This is a genomic window from Bacteroidota bacterium (assembly GCA_016715425.1).
Lineage (GTDB): Bacteria > Bacteroidota > Bacteroidia > Chitinophagales > BACL12 > JADKAC01.
On record JADKAC010000002.1, the window covers coordinates 390,848 to 414,184 of the forward strand.

Consider the following 23,337-nt stretch of genomic DNA (forward strand, 5'->3'; position numbering starts at 1 on the left):
TCCCTAACTTTGTGCTGATGGCACGCAACATATCCAGTAAAGAAGCAATGCTCACCAATATCAGGAAGGCATTGTTATCCCCTACCAAGGCTCCCTTCTCGTTGAATGAACCTATGGATCCGGCATATCCGGTAAGTGAAGAACCATTGGAAATTCAATTTGCTCAGGAGTTAATAAAAGTGAATGGTGAATTTATTTTTTGCGAAACAGAAAAAGAATGTGTGGATTCATTGAAAGAATTAATTGCGCAAAAAGGATGGAAAAAAATAAGTTGTGTAGATAAATCTTTACTTACACTTTTTGATCGCAATGTATTTACCGATTACGAAACTGATAAAAATATTATACAAACAGAAGTGAGTTTAACACCTTGCGAAGCGTTAGTTGCCCGCACCGGAAGTGTATTGTTTTCCAGCCGATTGGCATTAGGCCGCACATTACCTGTATTTCCTCCTTACAATATTGTTATTGCCAGCACCAATCAATTAGTACTTGATATTTCAGATGCATTTGCATTAGTGCGAAAAAAATATGATGGCAGTATGCCGAGTATGGTAAATCTTGCAACAGGACCAAGCCGCACTGCAGATATTGAAAAAACTTTGGTGTTGGGTGCACACGGTCCAAGGGCAGTATATGTTTTCCTGATTGATAATTGGGTAACAGAAACAGGAGAATGAAAAAAATTTATTTCGCATCCGACTTTCATCTCGGCATTCCCGATCATGCACAAAGTTTAGAAAGAGAAAAAAAAATTGTGCGTTGGCTTCACAGCATAAAACATGATGCTGCAAAAATTTATTTACTCGGCGATATTTTTGATTTTTGGTTTGAATACAAACATGTTTCTCCAAAAGGTCATGTCAGATTATTGGGAACACTTGCCGAATTGCAGGATAGTGGAATAGAAATAGAAGTATTTATCGGCAATCACGATATGTGGATGTTCGGATATTTTCAACAAGAACTTGGCATTCCAGTACATCATGATTCCATACAATTTGAATGGGGAGGAAAGAAATTTTTTGTTGGACATGGTGATGGAATCGGACCCGGAGATCATGGTTATAAGTTTATTAAAAAAGTATTTCGCAATAAATTTAATCAACAATTATTTGGATTGCTGCATCCTACAATTGCTTTTTCAATGGCTCGTTATTGGTCGGGAAGAAGTAGAAATAAGAATGAAGAAGCTGCATACTTAGGTGAGGATAAAGAGTGGCAGATTATTTATGCCAAAGAAATTTTAGAAAAAGAACATTTTGATTATTTCATTTTTGGTCACCGACATATTGTTTTAGAAGTGCCACTAAAAAATAACAGTACTTTTTATAACTTAGGAGATTGGATAACACATTTCACTTACCTTGTGTTTGATGGTGAAAAAGCAAGTTTATTATATTTTGAAAAGTAATTGTTTCATACTGTTTTTATGTATTTCCTTCAGTGTTTCTGCAACGGATAGCTTATTGTATTCTGTCGATTTAACAAGTAGTTATTTTACAACAGACCATCTGCAAAATTTATATTATATCAATGGGAAAAATGAAGTGATAAAATATGAATTCAATTCCGGAATTGAATATACATTCAGCGACAAACGATTAGGCAAACCCACATATATTGATGCAAGTAATCCGATGCGAGTACTTGTATTTTTCCCTGATTTTTATACAGTAGTAATTATGGATAATACTTGTTCGGCGATGAATATTATTAACCTCACTTCTACTTCCGATAAAAATTCTTATCTCCCTTATGTGGTCTGCTCACAAGCGGATGATAATTACTTTTGGATTTACGATCAATTGAGTCGCAAGCTTGTGAAATTAGATGAACGTGGAAATAAGGTGTTAGAAAGTGAAGCATTTGATGCATTGTTTAGTGATGTTGTTCTTCCATCGCAAATTATTTATTACAATCAAAGTGTGTATCTGCTTGATAAAAATTATCGTGTGTTGCTATTTGATTTATACGGTTCTTTTTACAATGAAATACGAACTCAGACTATTGGATATATTCAAGTAGTAAATAACAACTTTGTGTTTTTACAAGACAACGAAATGCAGATGATTGACAATACGTTATTGTCCAGAAAAAATTATCCGCTTCCTTTACCAGATGTATTGCAAGTTCGCATACATCCCAACAGATTATTTCTGCGTACTGCTTCGCAGATTGGAGTGTATTCTGTTGAATATTAGCTTATTTATTTTATAGTAAAACAAACAACTTCACGCTATGCAATTGATTGCGAAACTTCAGGCGATTAAAGAAAAATGGATGCTTATTCAAGAACAACTCAGCGACCCCGAGTTGATAAAAGATATGAAGCGTTTCAAACAATTAAATAAAGAATATAAAGACATGAGTCCAGTGGTGCAGGCATTTGATAAATATCAATTGGTGGTGAGCAATGCAGAAAATTGTAAGCTATTAATCAATACAGAAAAAGATGCAGAACTATGGGCAATGGCAAAAGAAGAACTGGTATTATTAGAAGATGAAAAAGAACAATTGGAAGAAAAAATAAAACTGTTGTTAGTACCGAAAGATGCGGAAGATGAGAAAAATGCTATTCTCGAAATTCGTGCAGGAACAGGAGGTGATGAAGCAGGCATTTTTGCCGGAGATTTGTATAAAATGTATAGCCGTTATTTTGAAAAGAAGGGATGGAAAACAGAAGTGATAAACATGAATGAAAGTGAGAAAGGCGGCTATAAAGAAATTGTAATGGAAGTGGAAGGACAAGATGTGTACGGCAAACTGAAATATGAATCAGGTGTGCATCGTGTGCAGCGTGTTCCCGAAACAGAAAGTCAGGGAAGAGTGCATACTTCCGCAGCAACAGTTGCGGTATTGCCGGAAGCTGAAGAAGTGGATGTAGATATTAATATGAACGATGTAAAGATTGATACCTTTCGTGCATCGGGTGCAGGTGGACAGCACGTAAACAAAACAGAGAGTGCAATTCGCATGACACATATTCCTACAGGTATTGTAGTGGAATGTCAGGATGAAAGATCGCAGATGAAAAACAAAGCCAAAGCATTAAAAGTGCTGCGTACACGCATTTATGAAAAAGCATATAATGAGCACATGGCAATAATTTCCAAACACAGAAAAACATTGGTGAGCACAGGTGATCGTTCAGCAAAAATTCGCACTTATAATTTTCCGCAAGGAAGAGTAACTGATCATCGCATCAATTTCACGATGTATAATTTACCCGAAGTAATGAATGGCAATATTGACGAATTAATGGATGCATTGCAAATAGCAGAAAATGCAGAGAAAATGAAAGCAGGTGGATTGTGAGGGGTAGTGGGTATCAGGTAGTGAGTAGTGAGTAGTGAGTGAAAAAAAATTAACAATAAGCAATTAGCATTAGGCAAAATGCAATTGTAAATTATAAAGGTAAATGGTAAATGAAATCATGAGTGGTGAGTGAAAAAAAATTAGCAATAGGCAAAATGCAATTATAATTTATAAATGGTAAATGGTAAATGAAAAAATGAATGATGAGTGATGAGTTTTTTTATTTTCAATTTAAAAAATCAATGGTTAATGTTAAATTGTGTAAGTAGATAGTGTATAAAAATAATTCAGTTTACATTTGGTTAATAAATTTCACAATATGGAAACTATAAATATTAAAAGCGCAGTTTTAATTACTCTGCTATTTTGCTTCAGCATACCAATGTACGCACAGTTTGCTATTGGAATTAACGGAGGTTATACAAATGCAAAAGAAGACTATGGGGATGTAATTCTTCCGGAGAATGCAGAAACTACTGTAAACCGTTTTAATATACATGCAACAACATACTATATCATCGATACATATTTTAGTGTGGGAGTAGAACCAGGCTATACAGGTCGTGGCGCTGCTTGTGTCCCCGGCTTTTTTATACCGGTGTTTGACACAAAATATCTTTTGAATTATGCCGAATTACCCATTTTATTTAAAGGAAGTTTACCACTATTTAAAAATAAAATAGCCTTGTTTGGCAAAGTAGGAATTGGTACTTCATTTCTAGTAGCTGCTTATGAAGAACAAGATGATTTGTTTGGAGATTTACCAACGGCAAGAATGAAAATGCCTTTAGATAATAATGGTGTATTAAATAGATGGGATTATGGAATATATAATGGTGCAGGATTAAGTTATAACTTATCTAAAAGTCAAATCTATTTTGCATTTGATTACTACTATGGCTTAGCAGATGCTGAAAAATATAATACATCTAAAAACAGGAGTTTTAATTTTAATCTAGGTTATAGCATTTTTTTAAAATAAAATCAGAGGATAATTGGTAAAGCAATTTACCATACAAAACAAAAAAAAGTTGCTTAAAAAAAGCAACCTTTTTAAATATTGAAAATCGTATTTTAGGAAAGCGCTTTATGCACATCTCTCAATCCTTTAATAATATCATGGGATCTTTTCAGTTTATCTTTTTGATCAGATACTAACTTTCTGGCTGAGTGATCGGTAAGATCTTCATCTTTTAAAGCTTCGTTATAAGCTTTTTGCGCAGCATCTTCTCCAAACTCACAATTATTTAAAGCGGTCTGGCGATCGTTGCCAGTAAAGGTGGCTTTAACATCCATCCATGCTCTGTAGATTTTACCCGAATTAGTTGTGCCATCGGCCACATCTCCTCCCAATTTACCTACTTCAGCAACAAGATCTTGTTTTAATCCACGGCTTTGATCCACCATTTGATTAAATGTTGCCTTTAAATCAATACTGCCATCACCAAGGTTTTTAATGGCTTTTTCATATCCCTCAATTCTATCATTATTGATCAGAATTAAATCGTTTAGGATATCGCTTACTTCTTTGTTTGTTGTCATAATTTCAATTTTTAAATGTTTATTAATAATACGTGGTCTTTAAATTTACTTTATCCATTTGTCGAATCGTTATTTCAGAATTTATAGATCGTTTTGAAAATTACGATTATAGTACTTTCTTATTCAACACCATACCGTTTTCACTAAACAAAATTCTTATTGTCTCACTATCTTTTTTCAACTTCACCTGATAACATTCACCATGTTGTTGGTTGTCCACTTTGCGATAGTCCTCTGCATTATAAGCAGCAAATTCATTTTCCACTACCAGTGAAATTGATTGCGGTAATTCCGATTTTTCTATTTTCTGTTCTGTTTCTATCCATTCACCATTTTCTCTATAATCCACAAACATTTCTGTATCATTTAATTTAAACTCTGCTTCATAAATACCAGTGTCAATCATTGCCCATTTTTCATTTTTTACATCCGGGAACCTTTCCTTGAATGGTACTTTAACCTTATCAGGTACATTTTTATATGAAACAGATTTTTTATTGCATGCTGTCAAACTTATGAGGCCAACACACATTATTAAGAATACTATTTTTTTCATTGGTTTAATATTTTTATAATGTAAAATATATCTTGATTAAAAAATTCAGGATATATAAACATTCTTAATTTCTAAAGTGCTTCGTGGGTTTTAAAGTAAAAAATAGTAATCATTTTTGATTCCCGATTTTAATACTTTCGATATAATTAGTAACACATAAGATTTAAAATTGTTGAGACAATATGTGCTTCTCTAATTGAAAATTTTTAAAAAGCTTTAAAATTAATAGGATAATAAAAGTAGTAAAAAACAGGAAATAGGTTTAAGCAATATCCGGTTATAATGCCTCCGTGTAACTTTTAAAATTATCCAATATAGATTGCCAACCAGATTTTTGAAATTCCAATGGATGTTCATCTTCTGCTTCAAAGGCTTCTGTTATTTCTGTGCTGTTTCCTACTTCTTTAAAATCAATACGCACATTTCTGCCATCACCAAGTACATATTGAATTAATTTATTTTTTTCAATTGCTTCATACACACCTTCAAAATCAAAACCCATACTGCCGTCTTTCGCTTCCATCCTGCTTTTAAATGCACCGCCCACATGTAAATTATTTTCTGCTGCTGTTGTATGCCAGGATACATCTGCATTATTCCATTGCATAATATGTTGTGGAGTTGTCCAGCTTTCCCAAACTTTATCTATGGGTGCATTTACGATTGTTTGAATTGAAATTGTTGCTCTTGGTTCCATTGCAATTTGTTTTTATAAAAATATTTATTCCGCAATTTTAGAGATGTATTTAATAACAACATTTAACGGTTTACTTTTTAATTCTTTACAGGAATCCTCTGTAATGTTTCTAATAAATATTTCCAAAATTTTTGTACGCTTGAAATTTGCACTCGCTCATCCGGTGAATGTGCGCCACGAATATTTGGGCCGAATGAAATCATATCCATATCGGGATAATTTCTGCCGAGGATTCCGCATTCTAATCCTGCATGACATGCATTTACATGTGCATCACCTTTAAATAATTCGGTATATAAATCAGACATGATAGTAACAATTTCCGAATGTGGCGCAGGTGGCCAACCGGGATAAGAACCCCCTGTTGAAACTGTGCAATCCGCCAATTCAAATGCACTTGTAATTGCTATTGCGGCATCTTCTTTTTCAGAATTTACTGAGCTCCGACATAGGCATTGAATAGATGCATTGCCATTTTTAATTTCAACTCTTGCTACATTGTTAGATGTTTGCACAAGATCAGGAATATCAGGACTCATTCTATAAATTCCATTCGGACATGCATAGATTGCACGGAGTATTTTTTTCTGAAAATCGTCTTCCATTACTTTAGCAGGTGCATCCGCTTTTTCTAATTCAATTTGTAATCCTTTATCGGTTGAGGCATATTCAATTTTTAATATAGATGTTTGTTCAGCTATAAATTTTTCTAATGATACAGTATCATTTTTCTCTACACCAATTATTGCAAAGCTCTCTCGTGGAATTGCATTGCGCAAGCCACCACCATCAATGCTATTTATATAAATGTTGAATTTATTATCAGCAAACAATAACAAGCGATTCATAATTTTATTTGCATTGCCCAACCCTTTATGAATTTCCATTCCGCTATGTCCACCGCTTAATCCCTTTACACTGAGTTTATAAAAAGAAACAGTGGAAGGTGTTTTTATTTCAGTGTATTTTGTAGTTGCAGTTACATCCGCTCCACCCGCACATCCTATTGTAAGTTCATCATCATCTTCGGTGTCAAGATTTAATAAAATATCCGCATCTAATAATCCGCCTTTTAATTCAAGTGCACCTGTCATACCCGTTTCTTCATCAATAGTAAATAATGCTTCCAAGGGTGGATGCGGAATAGAATCTGATTCTAAAATTGACATGATTGCAGCTACACCAATTCCATTATCTGCACCTAATGTGGTACCATCTGCTTTCACCCAATCATCCTGCACCAACATTTTAATTCCTTCCGTATTGAAATCAAATTTTGTATCTGCATTTTTTTGATGCACCATATCCAAATGACTTTGCAAAACAACAGTCTTTCGATTTTCCATTCCCTTGGTTGCAGGTTTTTTTATTATCACATTGCCAACTGCATCTTTAGTAGTTGGCAAACCGAGTTTATTTCCGAATGCTTCAATAAAAGCAATTACTTTTTCTTCTTTTTTACTCGGCCGAGGTACGGCATTTAATGCAGCGAAATTCTTCCAGATATTTGCGGGTTCTAATTTTGATAAATCCATTATGTTGTATTTATTTTTTAATTGTGTAGAGTTTGAAATTAAGAATTTTTAAGCAATTCTAAACCATATACTTTTTGTTCTTTTAATTCATTAAATCCTAATTTTTTATAAAACAGATGTGATTCTTTGCGCATCACATTACTGCGCACCCGTATATGATTACAATGTTTGTTAAGCGACCAACTATATATTTTTTCTACAAGCAATTTTCCAACGCCTTGTTGCCTGAATTGTTCGTTCACCACCAATCCGCCAATCTCAACAAATGCATCAGATTCAACTCTCAAAGCAATGAATCCATGAATCCAACCGATTAACTGTTGATTATAAATTGCAGCAGAAACACATTGATTTGAATCCTGAAATATTACATGCAGCCGTTGTTGGATTGCTGCTTCAGAACTTGTGTATCCTAATTGATCAGAAAGAGATGCAATCGCTTTTGCATCTGTAATTTTTGCTTGTTGGATTTCTATTTTAATTTGCATTATTCAGCATTAAAAATAGATAATAAATCTACATGATGAAATCTAGGCTATTTTACTTTCGATAGCTTAAAGTAAAATAGCAAGAATCTTATTTTACTTTATTTAGCTTGTACTTTTAAGGTAAATTGATTGGATGAGAATAAAATAAAAAGGTTGAAACAATGTAAAATTGATTCAACCTTTTTAACTCTGACCAAGAAAATTGTAATCAGAAAAACAATTACTTCAATTTAAAATAAATAGGTACTACATATTCCACTTTCACTTTCTTGCCATCTTGTTCACCTGGAGTCCATTGCGGCATTGCATTTACAACACGTAATGCTTCTGCATTTAATGTTGCCGAAACACCTCGCTTAACAACTGCATCTGTAACATTTCCCTTTTCATCAATTACAAAACCGACATACACTTTTCCTTGCTCTCCTTTTTCTTTTGCATCTGCCGGGTATTGAATTGATTCAGAAAGATATTTCATCATTGCATCATCACCACCTTTGAAAGTGGGCATCACCTCTGCTTGTTTTAATGGCATATCATCGGCGCTTTGCGCTGAAGCTGTTTCTGAAATAAATGTGAGAGAAAGAATACATAAAAGTGTTGCAACACTTTTTAAAGCTGTGTTTTTAAAATGATTCATAATGTTTGGTTTTAGTGTGAAATAATATCCATCAAATGCGACGGCTGTTGGTTGATGCAAACCATCGGATTATTCCATAAATATATTGTAAAAATTATTGCAACAGAATAAATGCTGACCAATAGTAAGGGCCATATCGCTTACTCATTGTTTGTTGTGCCAAGCGAAATGCAGAATTCAATTCCATTCCTTTCAATAAATTCCCATAAAAATATTCCATGAACAAAGCAGTTTCTTTATCACTTACTTTCCACAAACTCATCACTATATTTTCAACTCCGGCTAATTTAAAAGCACGTTGTAAACCGAACACACCTTCATCACTGCGCACAGTTCCCAAACCTGTTTCACATGCAGATAAAACGGCAAGACGACATTTACTCAAATCCATATAACTCACTTCGGCTGCAGTGAGAATACCATCATTTAAATCCGCAGGCAATTTTTCTCCTTTCCAACTGCGATTTCCACCTGCAAGCAATAATCCCGAACGATACATTGCATCTGAATTGGAAACTGCGTTGCCGGGTAATTGATCTACAAAAAATCCATGTGTAGAAATATGCATTATCTCCGGTGCGTTGCCACTAAAATTTTTAAACATATCTTCCGATGCTTTGCTGCCGGTAAACATTTCTGTTTTGTTTTTACTTGTTTGCAATAACAGATCTATACTTTTCACTTCTTGTAAAGTACCGGGTAAATAATTCCATTCACCACCACGGGTATTCACTGCATTTCTGCTATCATTTAATACAAGTAATTCATTTGCATTCTGCAATGTATTTTCAGATTGCATTGCAGCATATAATTTATCATCACTCGACATATAATCCACACCACCAATCATTGCAATTTCACCTGATTTAAATGTATCTGCTTTTTTAATCTTTTCAAGATCAGCCGAATTTCCAATCTGCGAAATATTGTAATTAAATCCTGCATAGGTATTAAATGCAATTGGAATTGCAGCAACATTAATTGTATTTATTACACCGGAAACAGTGATATATATATTTCCATTTACAGTGAGATATTTTTGTAATGGTTGCCAAAGTAATTGATATAAATGTTGACCATCATAATAAGCTTCTTCCTCATCATATTCAGGAAAACCATATAAACGAGATGCATAGGCTGCATCTGTTTCATCTTTTCTTTTTGCGATTATTTGAAGTAAAATATCCTCGCTGCAAAGCATTACTAACTCCGGCTCTTGCATAGTTCCGGTAAGTATCATTGCCGCATACCATTCACCTTGATGTTGCTTATCAGAATAACTATATATCTGTAAAAATTCGATTACCGCATCTGTTGCTTGTAATTGTTTTTTTACATCTGTCCATTTTTCATTTACAACATAACTGATATTGCTACCGCTTTTTAAATTTAATTGTTTTTCATAATTATCTGCTGCAATCTTTAATGAATCCACATACGATTTATCGGCATCTGTTTGCGATTCTAATTTCGCAACATATTGTTTTGTATGTAACCATTCGGTGTAAACATTTCTGATTTCCGCATCAGGTGATTGTTCAAAATTGCGACGTGCATTGGTGGATGAATACAATAACATTGCACGATTTGCCAATTGATAATTATACATATCTCCTGCAATTCCCGGCAGTTGAGAATGGGCAAAAACAAAATCATTAAATACATCAAATTGATAGCGGAAAGTAGATAGAAATGCTTCTTGCTCTGCAGCATTCATCACACTAAAATTTGTATTCAGTTGTTCCAATTGTAAATCTAAATTCCGCACATATAAATCTCTCGCCAGTTCGGGTTTATTTAATGCATCATAAATACTTGCAAGGCGCCGATAACTTGCGAGTACTAATGGATCAGTTTCATTATAATTATTTTTCCTGTAATCCAACACTTCTTCTGCAATTGCAAGCGCATCATCATATCTTTCCATTCGAATATATAATTCAGAAACATTATCCCGCCATGTTTGATAATTAATATTGAGATCACCCAAATATTTTTCGCTTAATGCCAAAGCGGAAGCATATAATTCTTCCGACTCCAAATATTTTTCCTGATCCATTGCAACACCTGCGAGTGCGGCAGTTGCATTTATATAATTGAAAGAGCTGTCGCCTTCTTCTGCTAATGCAAAATCAAATGCTTGTCTATAATATATTTCTGCCGATTCCATTTTATTCGCACTCTCATAAATGCGACCCATCGCCATAAGCTGCGCATTGAAATTACTTTTCAATAAATCACCAGTTAGAAAATCAAAAAAAGTATTTGTATTGTTTTGCAATTCACGAGTGCGAAACATAGTAACATCCTCTGCGAGAGGAATTGCTTGCTGATATCTACCTACTCTTACATAAAAATCTGCGATATCCATCATGCGGTTAAAATAATCTGAACTATCTGATTGCAAATAATTTTTTGATACTGCAATTGATTCAAGATATAATTTTTCAGCAGCAGAATAATTTCCCGTTCCTGTATAATAGTTTGCAAGATCACGCACTACGTCCAAATGCAAAACAGTATCCGATTGTGCTATTCTGAAATTATCATACACAATTTTATAATCTGCAAGACCATCTTCCACCCTGTTCAAATCAATTTTAGATTTTCCTTTTGCATACAGCACATTGTAATCTAATCCTGTTCCTGCAGCCATTTTTTCAACTCTATTTAATGTAGCAAGCGCTTGCTCAGAATTAAAAGTTGCATTTAAATAAGAAGCATATTCCAATCCGTAATTGGTGCAATCATACATCATGGAGTCAGGCATATTGTCGCAGATATTCAAGATGGTATCATACACTGCAAAACCCTCATCATAATTATCAATAGTAATTTGCAAACCAGCCATACGGTTTAAATATTCCAATGTAGTTGCTGTAGGTTCACCATGTAATCTGCTGCGATCAATTGCCTTTTGCGAAGCTTCCAACGCAAGGTCATATTCGCCGTAAGTAGAAAAAATTAAACTGAATAAATGCCATCCATCCGCAGTAGGTTCATCTTTTGTACCGATAGCTTTTATATCAATTGCATACGTTTTTAAAGTCCAGGGTAAACCATTTTCTTTATCGCCATTTAAAAAATATAATTGCGACAAAAATCCTGTTGCAAATCCGTAGAGTACATTTTCTTCACCATAGGTATATCGGAAATATTCCTCCATAATAAATCCTTTTGTAAATGCTTCCTCACTTGCATCACCCAATGCAATCATCATTGCAGTGGAACCGATCAGATCGTATAAATCAAGAATAGCGTCCTGATAATACATCACACATTTTCCTACTTCACCAGTGGTGTTATAGTATTTTATCACTCCTGTCAGCATATCATTTTCGTAAGGAAAAACAGAAGTTAACAATCCAGAAGAATCATAATTTTTTGTTATGCCAATGCGCAAATCATTTTCATAGGTTGTAGATTTTTCTATCACACCTGTACTTCTATAAAAATTAAATACGCCATTCTTTTTCCCCAGAGTAACAGAACCACTTCGCATTACATTTCCATTCTCATAATACTCTGTATAATTGCCATCAGGTAAATCGTCGGTATAATTACATCTCCATTGTATGTTTCCGGAAGGATAAAATTGTTCGGCCAATCCTTGCATTAATCCATCCTGATAATTGTAGATATATTTTTTATTGTTGTTTTTGTAATACAAAATTGCAATACCATTCAGCGTATCTGGAAACATAGATTTGTATTGTGCTGAATAGACGAGATTATTATTCTCAATGGAATATTCATTTACAAATCCGACAGGTATATTTTTTTTAAATTTTGCAGTGTTATACCAATCTGCATTTACAGCATCTTTTAATAAATTATTGTCAACGTCATAAAAGAAAATCCATTTACCAGTGCGCAATCCATTTTTATCTGTTTTATTGGGAGCAGTTAATTGGGTAAATGCGATGGATTGTGTTGCAATCAAAAAGAAAAAAAAGAATACTGTTTTTATCTGCATAGTGTGTAGATGCTATTGTAAAGAAATTCGTTACAAACATGAAAAAAAAATCCCGCAACAATTGAATTGAAGCGGGATTGAAATAAGCATAAATATGTTATTTATTTAATAATCATACCGGCAGCTACCGTTTCATTTGTTCCTTCATCAATAAAAATGATAGAACCTGTGATACGGTTTTGTCTGTATTCATCATAGAACAAAGGCACTGTGGTGCGGATACGAATTCGTCCGATTTCATTAAGACCAAATGTTTTTACATCTGGATCTCTATGCAGGGTATTTACATCCACTTTATAAAGTATTTCTTTTACAATACATCTTGCATCTCTGGTAGTATGTTTAATTGCATACTTACCGTTCAACAGCAATTGTTTTTTGTCGCTCATCCAACAAATCATCACATCTATGTCCTGGCCAGTTTCCGGAATATTATTTTCACGCACCAACATATCACCACGGCTGATATCAATTTCATCTTCCAATAAAATAGTAACGCTTTGAGGAGGATGTGCGAATTCTAATTCGCCATCAATAGTAGTAATGGCTTTTATTTTTGAAGTTAATCCGGAGGGCAAATGCATCACTAAATCTCCCGGTTTAAAAACACCACCTGACACTCGACCTGCATATCCACGATAATCATGATATTCATCGCTCATTGGGCGCACAACATATTGCACAGGAAAACGGCAATCAATCATATTATGATCACCACCGATATGCACTGTTTCCAAAGTATATAATAAGGTAGGTCCCTGATACCAATCCATCTTTGTGCTGCGGTCAACCACGTTATCGCCTTTCAATGCACTGATAGGAATAAAGCGCACATCCTGCACATCTAATTTTGATGAAAAGTTTTTGAATTGATCTACCACTTTATCATAAGCCTCTTGCTTAAAATCAACAAGATCCATTTTATTAATACAAATAACAATATGTGGTATCTGTAACAGCGAAGCAATAAATGCATGGCGATGTGTTTGCTCAACAACACCATGACGTGCATCCACTAAAATGATGGCGAGGTTCGCAGTACTAGCACCGGTAACCATATTTCTTGTGTATTGAATATGGCCGGGTGTATCAGCAATAATAAATTTGCGTTTTGGTGTAGCAAAATATCTGTATGCCACATCAATAGTAATTCCCTGCTCACGTTCTGCACGTAAACCATCAGTAAGCAAAGCAAGATTTACATAATCTTCACCTCTTTGTAATGATGATTTTTCAATAGCTTCCAACTGATCTTGAAAAATTGATTTCGAATCATATAACATTCTACCTATCAATGTAGATTTTCCATCGTCAACACTTCCTGCAGTGGTAAACCGCAGTAATTCCATATTGAGATAACCGTTGTGATCGAATTTTCCGTCTTCTAATAAATGCTCCATTATATTTTCTTCTGTTCTGTTTGCGATAAATAAATTGATGATTTTTTGATCAGAAATATCCTTGTTTTTTTCTGTCTTCCATAGATGTTTCGGAACGTTTGTCGTCCGAGCGATTTCCTCTTTCAGTAATACGTGTTGTAGCTACTTCGTAAATAATTTTTTCTACCGTATCTGCATCACTTGCAACTGCGCCTGTAATAGGAAGATCACCACAAGTACGGAAACGCACCTGACGAACTTCAGGCTTTTCATTGCCACGCAATTTCACCCATTTTGGATGGGTAGATATATATGTTCCATCACGTTCAATTACTTCCCGCATATGAGAAAAATATAATGTAGGTAATGGAATATTTTCCTGAAGAATATATTGCCATACATCCATCTCAGTCCAGTTACTGATTGGGAATACACGGAAGTGTTCACCAAGATGTTTTTTCCCGTTGAAGATGTTCCATAATTCCGGACGTTGATTTTTTGGATCCCATTGACCGAACTCATCACGATGACTGAAGAATCTTTCTTTGGCTCTGGCTTTTTCTTCATCTCTTCTTGCGCCACCCATACATGCATCAAACTTGTTGTTCTCTATTGTTTCCAAAAGAGTTACCGTTTGCAAAGCATTACGGGAAGCATTTATTCCTTGCTCTTCCACAGCGGTACCTTTAGAAATAGAATCTTCTACCTCGCCAACGATTAATCGGGCACCGGTTTCTTTCACCAACCAATCACGGTATTCAATTGTCTCCGGAAAATTATGACCCGTATCAATATGAACTAATGGAAATGGAATTTTCGCAGGCCAAAAAGCCTTACGTGCCAGATAAACCATCAGGATAGAATCTTTTCCACCCGAGAATAATAAGGCAGGGTTCTGAAATTGTGCCGCCACTTCCCGCATAATAAAAATGCTCTCGGCTTCCAGTTCTTTTAAATGTGTTAAACTATAAGACATGATATTTTAAACTTGATATTTAATAATAGGTAATATAAAATTGTATAATTGATCTACGCTTTCTTCAATACTTAATTTATCGGTGGGGATTTCCATTGCAGGATTCTCAGGTGCTTCAAAGGGAGAAGTGATACCGGTAAAATCAGGAATTTCGCCACGTCTTGCTTTTGCATATAATCCTTTCACATCTCTTGCTTCACATACTTCTAACGGCGCATTGATATATATTTCTAAAAAATTCTCTTCGCCAATTATTTGCTTTGCCATGGTGCGAATTTCATTTGTAGGACTTACAAAACTGTTCATGGTAATGATACCGCAATTCAGAAATAATTTGCTGACTTCTGCAATCCGGCGGATATTTTCAATACGGTCTGCATCACTGAAACTTAAATTTTTATTTATTCCACTGCGAATATTATCGCCATCCAATAACATGGTGAGAAAACTATCAGTATGTAGTTTCTTTTCGAGCGCTTCTGCAATTGTGCTTTTTCCGGAGCCTGATAAACCCGTTAGCCATAGCACACGGGCATTCTGTTTCAGAAAGGCCTCTTTATCGGCCCGCTGCAATAAGCGGTGGAATATTGGGTGAATGTTATCCTGCACTGTAGTCATTTTCTGCAATCTCAGGCCAAACGGCGGCGCAAAGTTAGGCAATTACAATGGTTTTAAGGATGAATGATTTAGAAAAATGGTTGTCTGATTGATGTGATTAATGTGCGGATGTGCAGATTAGCCGATTAGCTGATTAGCCGATTAGCCGATTAAGATGATTAGCAAATTAGTTGACTAGCCGATGAGGAAATTTGTAATTGGAAAAGGCGATGAGTTGATTTGATTAAAACTCGAAACCCGAAACTCGTAACTTTTTTGCCAACTGCCAATGGCAAACGGCCAATAGCCAGTAAGCCAATGGTCAACGTTCCCCAACTACTCCACAATTATTTCATCGCAAAATAACCAAGCCTTTCCACCTGCACCTAAATGAGTTGGTGGAAGTTCACCATAACTTTTTGCAAGCACTTTTATATAGCGGATTGCTGTTGTACCAAATTTTAAATTATAATCTTCAGTAAACGGAATTAAATTATTTGCATCCACTTTTTTAATAATCGGATTAAATTTTTTAAAGTGTATTCCATCTACAGAAATTTCTATAGTTACTTCGGTTGGTAATAAAATCCAACTTTTACTGTCTTGTAAAAATCCAATACTTACTTTGCTCGCACTATAAACATCACCTAAATCTAAAAGCACTTCCATATCATTTCCCCACCAGCCTTGCCATACACCAGTTCTAAATTCTTCAGCGCCACGCAATCCATCAATTAATGCATTGGCACCACCTCCTGTATATTGCGGATCGTATTCCGTAATGTATTCTATTGTTTTATGTTGATCCAACGATTTATATTTTGCTGTACTCACCGAACTGAAAGTACCAATTGAATTATAAGCAACTGCTTTTAATTCAACCGTATTATCAATTCTAAATGGTGCATAATACGGTTGATCACCGGGTGTAGGATCTTTCTTTGTATCGTTGAATAAAATATTTGTTTCGGGTGATAAGGAATAGATTGAAACAATTTGTGTTCCGTTGAAAGAAGTATTTGTAGGTTCAAAAACCGGAGCCGGCACAAAATCTCTTTCCATAAATACATCTGCAAATTTTCCAAAGTTTTTATTTAGTGTAGCACTCATATCAAATTCAAGTGTACTTCCATTCATGATATCATTATGATCAATTTGCGGTTCAGTAATCGGCATTGCATTTAATGCAGCAGTGCGTACATATTTATTTTCTATGCTATAATTTGTTGCAGTGATTTTAAAATCATTTCCATTTTCTAAATGCACTTTTACAGAATCAAAAACCGGCGAACCCAAAATATATTTTGTAGAACCCGGCGCAACAGGATAGAAACCCATTGCACTCAACACATACCATGCACTCATTTGTCCGCAATCTTCATTACCCGAAAGTCCATCCGGTGCATCGTGATATAATTCATCCATAATTTGCCGAACACGTTCTTCAGTTTTATAAGATGCGTCGGCATACGCATATAAATATGCTACATGATGACTGGGCTCATTACCATGTGCATACTGACCGATTAAACCTGTAATATCTGATTGTTCTCTACCCGTAGTTTCAGAATTAGTTGTAAATAAACTATCTAATTTTTCTTCTAAGAATTGTTTTGAAGTGAGATTATTTGTAAAATACATCACATCATGCGGGAAGAAAAAATTATACTGCCAAGCATTAGCTTCTGTATAATTAAAATTCACTTCTCTTGGATCAAAAGGTTCTAAAAAACCACCATTAAATCTCGGACGAATAAATTCTCCATCGAATAAATTTAGATAATTCATACTGCGATAAAAGTATTTCCAGTAGTCACCATTTTTTCCGTGAATAATATTTCCCATTTGTGCAATACACCAATCATCATAAGCATATTCCAAAGTGCGACTTACAGATTCACCTTCTTCATTGCTTTCGATAAATCCTTTGTCGTTATAATATTTCAAACCAAACAGATTTGTGTTTGCAGAATGTTGCATTGCAGTATAAGCAAGTTGCATATCATAATCTCTGATTCCTTTAACAGCCGCATCGGCAATTACACTCACACTGTGATAACCGATCATACATTCTGTTTCATTGGCAGCTAATTCCCAAACTGGTAATCTTCCACCTTGTTGATATTGAAATAAAAATGTTTGAATAAAATCATTGGTGCGTTTCTGATCAATAATTGTGAGCAAAGGATGTAGAGCTCGAAAAGTATCCCACAAAGAAAATACAGTGTAATAATTATGTCCCTCGATTGTATGTATCTGCATATCATGACCACGATATTTTCCATCTGCATCATTATAAATATTAGGTGCTAACATGCAGTGATATAATGCAGAATAAAATACTTTTTTTCGATTGATATCCGCAGTGCTCACTTCTATTTTTGAGAGTTCAGTATTCCAAATAGTTTTTGAATCAGATTTCACTTTTTCAAAATCCCAATCAGGTATTTCTACATTCATATTATTCCATGCACCTTCTGTTGAAACAGCAGAGATTGCACATTTCACTACTACTGCTTTTTTATTTGAAGTAGAAAAATGCATTGCATATTGCATACTATCCGATGATGCAACAACAGATTCAAAAGGCTGAGAAAATTGAATTGCAAAATACACCCATTGATCGGCAGCCCAACCTGTTGATCTGCGCAATCCTTCAATTTTATCCGGTGCAATTATTTTAATGTAAGAACCTTCTAATAATTGATCACGATGTGTGAGATCTAATATCACTTGAGCATCTTTTGATTTCGGAAATGTATAGCGATGCATTCCCACTCTTGCAGTTGTTGTAAGCTCAACAAATATATTTTCATCATCTAAAAGCACACTATAAAAACCGGGAGAAGCAAATTCATTTGCATGTGAAAATTCTGATGGATAACCTGCAATGCTTTTATTGTTTTGCATTGCATTTAAAGGCTTATCAGAAATCATTGGCATCAACAAAATATCACAATAATCTGGAACTCCTGTACCACTTAAATGTGTATGAGAGAAACCATAAATAACCGAATCGCTGTAATGATATCCGCTGCAACCATCCCAACCTTCCAAACGAGTATCCGGACTTAACTGCACCATACCAAAAGGCAGTGTAGCGCCGGGATAAGTATGACCATGACCACCTGTGCCAATAAATGGATTTACATATTGTGTAACATCATTTTGTGCGCTGATATTTAACAGTGAAATGCAAAACAGAAAATTAAATAGTTGTCTCATGTATTTAAACTAATAGGCTTGTGAAGAATTTGCAATATTACTTTTTTTTATTGCGTGGCATTTCTTTCCAGATTAATGAAGCGGCACCTAAAATAGCAGCTTCACTTTCTTTTAATCCGCTGGGAAGAATTTGAATTTTCCCTTCGTAAATACGCAAGAGATTTTCATTAAAACTTTGAATGGTTGGTTCAAATAATAAATCTCCTGCTTGAGCAAGTCCGCCGAATAAAAATATTTTTTCCGGACGTGTGTAGCAAACACTATTTGCCAAAGCAAAACCTAAAATTTCGCCAGTCCTTTTAAATGAATCAATAGCTATTTCATCGCCCGCTTTTGCTTTTTTATAAATTGCCTCAGCATCAATCATGTTACCAAGACTCATACGAAAATCATCAATACTTTTTGTGCGAAGCAATTCATAATATGTTTTTACAATTCCTGTTGCAGAAGCGTATTGTTCCAGACATCCTTTGCGTCCACAACCACATTCACGACCATTGCGATGCACAATTATATGACCTAATTCCCCTGCAAGGCTATCGTATCCATACACTAATTTTCCATTCACGATAATACCACTACCCAAACCGGTTCCAAGTGTAATAAAAATATAATGCTTGCATCCTTTACCGGCACCGTATTGCATTTCGCCAAGGGCAGCAGCTTTTGCATCATTGGTTAATGCAACAGGTAGATTAAATGTGTTTTGAAAATATTCTTTTAAAGGCACTAAATTTTTCCAGGGCAAGTTGGGTGCATTATCAATTGTACCTGTAAAATAATTTCCATTGGGAGTGCCGATACCAATTCCTCGCAGCGTTAAATCTTTTTCTTTCAATACAGCACCAATTCTTTTCTTTAAGTCTTCAGGTAATTTTTCAGGTTTGGGATATGCTTTTGTTTTTACTTTATCAGTATATAGAATTTTTCCCCGCTTAGTAACTAAACCGAATTTAATTCCGGTACCGCCAATATCAACTCCTAAAACAACATCCATAGTTATAAAAAATTTATTAAGTGTTACAAAGGAAATATATCCTGAATTAAAAATTATTTCCCAATCAAACGCCTGTGATAATTTATCTGACCGAGATGATAATTGAGATGTACCGCAATTATCATGAGTGCATAATGATTGCTGCGGTTCTCACCGAAAGTTTGTAATGGGAATATTGCATTATAAAAATCTGCATCTTGCTTCGAAATAAATTCCTCCATCATTGTTTTGGTTGTATTCAATTCCGAAATCATTTTTTCTCTTGAAATATTTTTATCTGAAAACTCTGCATCCCTATTGCGCACATAGCCATTATTAGCCATCACAGCACCAATAAAATAATTGATACTTCCCGTAAGATGAAATGCAAGATTCCCTGCGGAGTTTTTTATTTCTCCTTCAATATTCCAAATATCAGTTTCGTTTTCATATTGTTGTAATTCCGTAATGATGGAATTAATACCATTACCTAAAATGGTTGTAAAATCAGAATTCATATTATTCGTTTTTATTTTTTTTCATATTCCATTTCCACACTAAAGCCTAAACCAATTGGTACCTTTTGCCAGGCATCCTGACTTGTTTTTCTATAACAGGTAGATGCACCGAACATGCCTGCACAAAACATCAGTGAACTTGGCTTATCCGGTAGATCATCTAACCATTCCAGCGCAATTAAAAAATCACTTTCCACAGTAATATTATAGGGTTCAAGATCAACATACAAATAGCGTTGTTCATTTTTTACTTTCAGATAAATAGGCACTGCTTGCAAAAAATTTCCGGGCTTTCCATTTTGATAATCATATAAATTCATGCGAAATAAAATACTGTCGTACTTACACCATGCAATATTTATTTGCACGTTTTTTATAAAATAGGTTGTGCCTTTTTTTACATTTATTATTGTACCTAATTCACCACCAAGATCATCGCTTTTCCAACCTGCGGCAAATGATTTATTATCAAATGTATTTCCTTTAATTACTGAAATCACTTTCACCGGTTTAATTATTACAGTCTGCAATTCGGTTAGAGATTCAGCCATTAAAATTTCAGCACTGGTTTCATTAAACTGAGTTTTATAATCCTTAACAAGATAGCTTACACTTTCAAGTCCAATCATCGAAAAACGCAGTGTGTCATTATCGTACTCTGCTTCAAGATTTAAATGAAAACTGCCATCACCAAGAGAAACCGTGCCCACACCCTTATTGACAATACCAATATTTACGTAGGGAATAATTTCACCACTTTTAGAATTTACCACCTTGCCACTGTATTGCTGTGCATTTAGCAATGAGGAATATATCAGCACTAGAAATAAAAAATATTTTTGCATCATAATAAATCAAAAATACCCCAAGCATTTTGCATTCTATTTTAAATATCTGAATTTTGCCTTCCAAAAATTTTATAAATGGACTTTTCAATATTTGCCACTGCTGATGCGTGGATTGCTTTGCTGACACTTACACTTCTTGAAATTGTGTTGGGAATTGACAATATCATTTTCATTTCCATACTTTCAGGAAAACTGCCTGAGCATCAGCAAAAAAAAGCAAGACGACTCGGCCTTTCGTTGGCTTTGATCACACGTATTTTATTGTTGATGTCGTTGAGTTGGATTGTGAGTATGCAGGAAACATTATTTACACTTTGGGGTAAAGGGTTTTCCGGAAGAGATTTGGTGCTACTTATAGGAGGCTTATTCTTGATTTACAAAGCAACAGTTGAAATCCATGATAAAATTGATGGCGATGAAGAACACGAAACAACTTTAAAAGCAAAATCTTTTGCTTCAGTAATCCTACAGATATTAGTCTTAGATATTGTGTTCTCATTAGATTCTGTAATTACAGCTGTTGGAATGGCAAGTGATTTAATCATTATGGTGATGGCGGTTATTATTGCAATAGTTATTATGTTATTTGCCGCTGAGTCTGTCAGCAGTTTTGTAAACAAACGACCTACAGTAAAGATGTTAGCACTTTCTTTTTTAGTCATGATTGGAGCATCATTAATTGTAGAAGGTTGGGGAGGTCATATTGAAAAAGGATATCTCTATTTTGCAATGGGATTTTCTGTAATGGTAGAAGTGCTGAATCTGCGGGTGGCAAGCTTGAAACATCGTTTGAATGTTACTCAAAAAACTAAGCGGCATTCCTAAACATCCATTTTTGCCGGGATGCTAAGTGAGCAGGTAAGTATGCTGCAATTGCACCAATTATCAAAATGGTTATCGCTACCAGAATAAAATCAATAAGATGCATACTGATAGGATAAGCAGTAACCACAAAACTATCAGAACCGGGAATGGTAATTACATTAAAATAAATTTGTATTGAGCAAAGAATAATTGCAATAGTAAATCCAATCATAATACTCACAATTGTTTGTAATAATCCTTGAAAGAAAAAAATATTTCGGATACTTCTTTCCGTTGCGCCGAGAGATCGCAATACACCAATATCTTTTCGTTTATCAATTACCAGCATTGCAATAGAGCCTATCATATTGAAAGTAGCAATGATGATTATGAAAGTAAGAATCAGATAAACTACCCACCGTTCGTTGCGCATAATTTTATATAAAAATTCATTTTGCATAAAACGATCTTTCACATAAAATTCATCACCCACAATTTTCTGTATTTCTTTTATTGCTGATTTTGTATTTGCATTTTTTTTGAGTTGAATTTCCATCGTACTTATTTCACCATTATTATATTCCAGTAAATCCTGAACAAAATCTAATGACGTAAATATATACTTGCTGTCGAACTCTTGTTGCAAACTAAAAATGCCCACCGGCTGCACACTTTTTTGTATAAAAGAATTGCGTGGATCTAAAGTTGAGTGAATTCCTCTGCGAGGTACAAACACTTGTATTGAAGGATAACCTGTTCCGAGCGCCACATTTAAGGTAGATGCAATTCCGGCACCTAATACTGCGCATTGCACACGCAAATTATCGTAGTAATAATAAAATAAATAATCACCCACAAACACGCTGTCGTCCACTGCAGTAACTTTTGCAAAATTGCTGTCAACACCTTTTATGGTTGCAATATGCTCATCCTTATTATAAGCAAGCAACACATTTTCCTGTAATGTTTTTGAAATATTTTCAATGGCATCTAAAGATTCAAGTTTATTGTATTGCAAATTGGTGAGTGTAAATACTTTTCCTTCTTTTGGAGAAACTGCCACTTCGGAATAAAATGAACTGTAAAGATTTACTACAAGGTCACCAAAACCATTGAAAGCAGAAAGCACAATGATAAGAGCAGCAGAACCTATAACAATTCCCGACATGGTAATACCTGAAATGATATTAATAACATTAGTTGATTTTTTGGAAAAAATATACCGCCAGGCAACTTTTAAAGTAAAACGCATGAGGACGGTT

At 34.7% G+C, this 23,337-nt stretch carries 21 protein-coding genes; 6 read left to right on the top strand and 15 right to left on the bottom strand.

Features of this window, described 5'->3' with window-relative positions; genetic code table 11:
* Positions 1-17: 17 nt before the first annotated feature.
* The 5 genes from IPN31_03540 (at position 18) to IPN31_03560 (ending at position 4,300) form a co-directional block, all read left to right on the top strand.
* The gene (locus IPN31_03540; GenBank protein ID MBK8680974.1) at positions 18-680 is read left to right on the top strand and encodes an LUD domain-containing protein; all 663 of its coding nucleotides are present in this window, start codon (positions 18-20) and stop codon (positions 678-680) included.
* Entirely contained in the window at positions 677-1,414 is a 738-nt protein-coding gene (locus IPN31_03545) for a UDP-2,3-diacylglucosamine diphosphatase (GenBank protein ID MBK8680975.1), read from the top strand. The genes IPN31_03540 and IPN31_03545 overlap by 4 nt, the downstream gene beginning before the upstream one ends.
* Positions 1,404-2,204, top strand: a complete 801-nt coding sequence (locus IPN31_03550; protein MBK8680976.1) for a hypothetical protein — start codon at positions 1,404-1,406, stop codon at positions 2,202-2,204. Before IPN31_03545 ends, IPN31_03550 begins: the two co-directional genes overlap by 11 nt.
* Positions 2,205-2,247: 43 nt before the next feature.
* The gene (prfA, locus tag IPN31_03555) at positions 2,248-3,318 is read left to right on the top strand and encodes a peptide chain release factor 1 (protein ID MBK8680977.1); all 1,071 of its coding nucleotides are present in this window, start codon (positions 2,248-2,250) and stop codon (positions 3,316-3,318) included.
* Positions 3,319-3,637: 319 nt separating this feature from the next.
* Entirely contained in the window at positions 3,638-4,300 is a 663-nt protein-coding gene (locus IPN31_03560) for an outer membrane beta-barrel protein (GenBank protein ID MBK8680978.1), read from the top strand.
* Positions 4,301-4,392: 92 nt separating this feature from the next.
* Here the strand turns inward: IPN31_03560 and IPN31_03565 are convergent, their stop codons facing one another.
* The 14 genes from IPN31_03565 to IPN31_03630 form a co-directional block, all read right to left on the bottom strand.
* Entirely contained in the window at positions 4,393-4,860 is a 468-nt protein-coding gene (locus IPN31_03565; protein ID MBK8680979.1) for a PA2169 family four-helix-bundle protein, read from the bottom strand.
* Between the two features lie 106 nt (positions 4,861-4,966).
* The gene (locus IPN31_03570) at positions 4,967-5,416 is read right to left on the bottom strand and encodes a PepSY-like domain-containing protein (protein ID MBK8680980.1); all 450 of its coding nucleotides are present in this window, start codon (positions 5,414-5,416) and stop codon (positions 4,967-4,969) included.
* 277 nt (positions 5,417-5,693) lie between these two features.
* Positions 5,694-6,113 carry an SRPBCC family protein gene (locus tag IPN31_03575; protein ID MBK8680981.1) on the bottom strand — a complete coding sequence of 140 codons (420 nt, stop codon included), beginning with the start codon at positions 6,111-6,113 and terminating at the stop codon, positions 5,694-5,696.
* A gap of 77 nt (positions 6,114-6,190) precedes the next feature.
* Positions 6,191-7,648: an aminoacyl-histidine dipeptidase gene (locus IPN31_03580; GenBank protein ID MBK8680982.1), complete on the bottom strand. Its 1,458-nt coding sequence runs from the start codon at positions 7,646-7,648 to the stop codon at positions 6,191-6,193.
* 38 nt (positions 7,649-7,686) lie between these two features.
* Positions 7,687-8,136: a GNAT family N-acetyltransferase gene (locus IPN31_03585; GenBank protein MBK8680983.1), complete on the bottom strand. Its 450-nt coding sequence runs from the start codon at positions 8,134-8,136 to the stop codon at positions 7,687-7,689.
* 220 nt (positions 8,137-8,356) lie between these two features.
* Complete coding sequence (locus tag IPN31_03590) at positions 8,357-8,836, bottom strand: energy transducer TonB (protein MBK8680984.1); 480 nt, start codon at positions 8,834-8,836, stop codon at positions 8,357-8,359.
* Positions 8,837-8,870: 34 nt separating this feature from the next.
* Complete coding sequence (locus IPN31_03595) at positions 8,871-12,752, bottom strand: CHAT domain-containing protein (protein MBK8680985.1); 3,882 nt, start codon at positions 12,750-12,752, stop codon at positions 8,871-8,873.
* A 101-nt stretch (positions 12,753-12,853) separates the two neighbouring features.
* Positions 12,854-14,152, bottom strand: a complete 1,299-nt coding sequence (gene cysN / locus IPN31_03600) for a sulfate adenylyltransferase subunit CysN (GenBank protein MBK8680986.1) — start codon at positions 14,150-14,152, stop codon at positions 12,854-12,856.
* A 49-nt stretch (positions 14,153-14,201) separates the two neighbouring features.
* On the bottom strand, positions 14,202-15,110 hold the full coding sequence (gene cysD, locus IPN31_03605) for a sulfate adenylyltransferase subunit CysD (protein MBK8680987.1): 909 nt from the start codon (positions 15,108-15,110) through the stop codon (positions 14,202-14,204).
* Between the two features lie 3 nt (positions 15,111-15,113).
* On the bottom strand, positions 15,114-15,725 hold the full coding sequence (gene cysC, locus IPN31_03610) for an adenylyl-sulfate kinase (protein ID MBK8680988.1): 612 nt from the start codon (positions 15,723-15,725) through the stop codon (positions 15,114-15,116).
* 315 nt (positions 15,726-16,040) lie between these two features.
* Positions 16,041-18,929, bottom strand: a complete 2,889-nt coding sequence (locus tag IPN31_03615) for a GH92 family glycosyl hydrolase (GenBank protein MBK8680989.1) — start codon at positions 18,927-18,929, stop codon at positions 16,041-16,043.
* Between the two features lie 37 nt (positions 18,930-18,966).
* Positions 18,967-19,926 (bottom strand): ROK family protein, encoded by a 960-nt coding sequence (locus IPN31_03620; protein MBK8680990.1) that lies wholly within the window; start codon positions 19,924-19,926, stop codon positions 18,967-18,969.
* Positions 19,927-19,979: 53 nt separating this feature from the next.
* Positions 19,980-20,423, bottom strand: coding sequence for a DUF1572 family protein (locus IPN31_03625; protein ID MBK8680991.1), 444 nt, complete (start codon positions 20,421-20,423; stop codon positions 19,980-19,982).
* An 11-nt stretch (positions 20,424-20,434) separates the two neighbouring features.
* Positions 20,435-21,244, bottom strand: a complete 810-nt coding sequence (locus IPN31_03630) for a carboxypeptidase-like regulatory domain-containing protein (protein MBK8680992.1) — start codon at positions 21,242-21,244, stop codon at positions 20,435-20,437.
* A 102-nt stretch (positions 21,245-21,346) separates the two neighbouring features.
* On the opposite strand from IPN31_03630, the gene IPN31_03635 reads away from it, so the two are divergent.
* Complete coding sequence (locus IPN31_03635; GenBank protein MBK8680993.1) at positions 21,347-22,096, top strand: TerC family protein; 750 nt, start codon at positions 21,347-21,349, stop codon at positions 22,094-22,096.
* Here IPN31_03635 and IPN31_03640 read toward each other — a convergent pair.
* Positions 22,080-23,327: an ABC transporter permease gene (locus IPN31_03640; protein ID MBK8680994.1), complete on the bottom strand. Its 1,248-nt coding sequence runs from the start codon at positions 23,325-23,327 to the stop codon at positions 22,080-22,082. The genes IPN31_03635 and IPN31_03640 overlap by 17 nt on opposite strands.
* Between the last annotated feature and the right edge of the window lie 10 nt (positions 23,328-23,337).